This is a genomic window from Brevundimonas sp. (genome assembly GCF_032107865.1).
In the GTDB taxonomy this organism is placed as follows: domain Bacteria; phylum Pseudomonadota; class Alphaproteobacteria; order Caulobacterales; family Caulobacteraceae; genus Brevundimonas.
The window spans coordinates 1-3243 of the sequence record NZ_DAMCNG010000266.1 but is presented as its reverse complement, the minus strand read 5'-3'; the positions used below and the strand labels follow the sequence as shown (position 1 = coordinate 3243).

Below are 3243 nucleotides of genomic sequence, written 5' to 3'. Positions count from 1 at the left end.
CGTCACCGCCGGGGTCTCCACCGTCAGGTCGATGCGGTCGAACATCGGGCCGGAAATGCGGTTCTGATAATCCTTCTGGCAACGCGGGGCCTTGCCGCAGGCGCCCCGCCCCGCCCCGCCCAACCCGCAGCGGCAGGGGTTCATCGCCGCCGCCAGCTGGAACCGCGCCGGATAACGCACATGGGCGTTGGCCCGCGCCACGACGATCTCGCCCGTCTCCAGCGGCTGACGCAGGCTGTCCAGCGCCTGGGGCGCATATTCAGGCAGTTCATCCAGGAACAGCACGCCGTTGTGCGCCAGGGAGGCCTCGCCCGGCTTGGCCTTCAGCCCTCCGCCCGTCAGGGCCGCCATGGAGGCCGAATGATGAGGCGCTCTGAACGGTCGTTCGCGGGTCAGCCCTCCGCGCTCGATCAGCCCGGCCACCGACCAGACCATGGAGGTCTCCAGCCGCTCCATCGGCGTCAACGGCGGCAGCAAACCCGGCAGGCGCGCCGCCATCATCGACTTGCCTGAACCCGGCGGGCCGACGAACAACAGGTTGTGGCCTCCGGCGGCGGCGATCTCCAGCGCCCGCTTGGCGCCCTCCTGTCCCTTGACCTCGCGCAGGTCGGGCACGGCGCGCCCTTCCAGCACCGGCCCCGGTTGAGGCGGGCGCAGCACCTGGGTTCCCCGAAAATGATTGATCAGGCCGATCAGGGAGCGCGGCGCCAGCAGCCGCGCCTCGCCCGCCCAGGCCGCCTCCGGCCCGTTGGCCTCGGGGCAGATCAGGCCCAGCCCCATGGCGTTCACCGCCATCGCCGCAGGCAGGGTTCCACCCACCGCCGCGATCTGACCGTCCAGACCCAGTTCGCCCACTGCGGCCCAGCCGTCCAGCGCATCCGGCCCGATCACCCCCATGGAGGCGAGCAGGGCCAGGGCGATGGGCAGGTCGAAATGGCTGCCCTCCTTGGGCAGGTCGGCGGGAGCCAGATTGGCGATCACCTTCTTGGCCGGAAGCGCCAGGCCGATCCCCGCAAAGGCGCCGCGCACTCGTTCGCGGCTCTCGGCCACCGCCTTGTCCGGCAGGCCGACGATGGCGAAAGCCCCGGCGGGCGAGCCGACCTGCTGCACCTCGACATCGACCCGGCGCGCGTCGACGCCGTCGAAAGCCACCGTCACCACCCGCGCGACCATGCCGTTCCCTCCCGCAGATCGAGAGGAACAAATCACGAACTCATGACAACTGCAAGAGCGCTGTTCGGTCAGTTCGTCGGCAGGTCGGCTTCCGGCGCGATCGTATGGATCACCTGACCCTCGGCGTTCAGGAACTGGATGGCGCCGAAGCCTTCTTCGGTCACGGTCAGGCGCAGGCGCGGCTTGTCGTTCCTGTCCGACAGGGCGACGGCGGGCGTGCCGTCGGCGGCCAGCGACAGGCGCATCCGCGTCGGCGTCTGCACGCCCGGAACCAGCGCCCCGCCCAACCCCGGCTCGCGCACCAGCGGCGGCGCCTGGTTGAAAACGAAACTGACCGAACCGTCGGGCGACACGCGCCAGCCGACCGCGTCCATCGCCGGGTGATCCAGCGCCAGAACGGCCATGCCGCCCTCGACGTCCGCCGTGCCGAAACCGCCACGCTCGCTGCCCTTGTCGTCATACAGGATCAGACCGGCGACGTTGAAGGCGCGCTTGTACTGAACGCCATCGATGATCGGCGGCGGGGTCGCACCCGACAGGGTCATGCGGATGGTCCCGTCGGCGTCGACGATATCGATGCGCCGGGCGCTGATGCGGTCATGGTCCGGCGTCTCGATCCGGGTCTGCGGCGTGCGCGTCTCGATGATCCGCTCCAGCACCTCCAGCGACGGGCGTTTCGGCTCCGCATTCGGCGGCGCCTCCTGAGCCGCCGCCGGACAAGCCGCCGCCAGCGCCAGGACGGCCAGCACCCCGGTCTTGGTCAATGCAGTCATGGGCTCCCCTCCCGTAAAGCGCCGCCTCAGCCGGCCGCGCGTTTCCTTTGCTCGATGACCTCCCACATGCGCTCGGTCGCATCGATCCCGGCGAAGTTCAGTAGCTGCTGGGCGCCGGTGGGCGAGGTCACATTGATCTCGGTCAGATAGTCGCCGATCACATCGATGCCGACGAAGATCAGACCGCGTTCCTTCAGATAGGGGCCGATGGCGGCGCAGATCTCCAGATCGCGCGGGGTCAGTTCAACCGGCGCCGCCGTGCCGCCGACCCGCAGGTTGGAGCGCACCTGGTCCTTGGCGGGGATGCGGTTGATGGCGCCGACCGGCTCGCCGTCGACCAGGATGATGCGCTTGTCGCCCGCCGAGACGGCGGGGATAAATTTCTGGATCACCAGAGGATCGCGCGACCCGGCCGCGTGAATCTCGATCAGGGCTTCCAGGTTCGGATCATCCGCCTTCAGCCGCACCACGCCCGACCCGGCGGCGCCGTGCAGAGGCTTGAGCACCACATCGCCATGGCGGCGGTGGAAATCGACCAGGGCCTCGGGATCGGACGACACCAGGGTCGGCGGCTGCAGGCCGGGGAAGAGGGTGGCGATCAGCTTTTCAGGCGCCGAGCGCACCTCGGCCGGGTCGTTGACCACCAGGGTCCTGGGATGCACCCGCTCCAGCAGATAGGTGGCGGTGACATAGGCCATGTCGAACGGCGGATCCTGGCGCATCAGGATGACGTCCACGTCCTCGGCCAGGTCCAGCCGCTGTTCGGGACCGAAGTCCGCGTGGTTTCCCTGCTCGCGCTGCACCGTCACCGGACGGGCGCGGCAGAACAGGCGGCCGTCTTCCAGCGCCAGGGTGCGGAAGTCATAGACCCACAGCTTGTGACCGCGCCCCTGCCCGGTCAGGGCCATCAGGAAGGTGGTGTCCGACTCGACGTTGACCGCCTCGAGCGGGTCCATCTGGATGGCGACCTTGAGCATGGGGTGTCCTTCTTGTTGGGCGCTATCACTCGCGCCGCGGGCGCTCGCTGCATGAGCGCCCGAAACGAGGGCGCCGCTGCGCGTTACTTGAGGCCGCGACAGCTCGGCCGCAAGGCCGCGCTTCAGTTCAACCGCATCCGCACGCGGTCCAGTCGGGCGTCGCAGGCGGCGATCGGCTCGCCCAGACTGCGGGCGCGCGACAGGGCGGGCATGGCCCCGGTCAGGGCGCCCTGTTTCTCGCGGGCGGCGGCCACGTCCAGCCAGGGGCGGTGATCCTCGGGGTCCAGCAGGGCGCGGCGCAAGGCCGAGCGTTCGGCGCC

3 protein-coding genes and 1 pseudogene are annotated in these 3243 nt (G+C 69.8%); all 4 read right to left on the bottom strand.

The window, feature by feature from the left end:
• A partial coding sequence (locus tag RT567_RS15245; protein WP_313577089.1) for a YifB family Mg chelatase-like AAA ATPase occupies nucleotides 1-1173 on the bottom strand: 1173 nt, incomplete at its 3' end.
• A 68-nt stretch (nucleotides 1174-1241) separates the two neighbouring features.
• The gene (locus tag RT567_RS15240; RefSeq protein WP_313577088.1) at nucleotides 1242-1946 is read right to left on the bottom strand and encodes a hypothetical protein; all 705 of its coding nucleotides are present in this window, start codon (nucleotides 1944-1946) and stop codon (nucleotides 1242-1244) included.
• A 26-nt stretch (nucleotides 1947-1972) separates the two neighbouring features.
• Nucleotides 1973-2923 (bottom strand): glutathione synthase, encoded by a 951-nt coding sequence (gene gshB / locus RT567_RS15235; RefSeq protein WP_313577087.1) that lies wholly within the window; start codon nucleotides 2921-2923, stop codon nucleotides 1973-1975.
• A 122-nt stretch (nucleotides 2924-3045) separates the two neighbouring features.
• A pseudogene (locus RT567_RS15230) lies at nucleotides 3046-3243 on the bottom strand (hypothetical protein); the annotation flags it as partial.

What these genes read in the sequence shown, in the direction of transcription:
- gshB (WP_313577087.1), bottom strand. Translation starts at nt 2,923, where the DNA reads ATGCTCAAGGTCGCCATCCAGATGGACCCGCTCGAGGCGGTCAACGTC.
- RT567_RS15240 (WP_313577088.1), bottom strand. Translation starts at nt 1,946, where the DNA reads ATGACTGCATTGACCAAGACCGGGGTGCTGGCCGTCCTGGCGCTGGCG.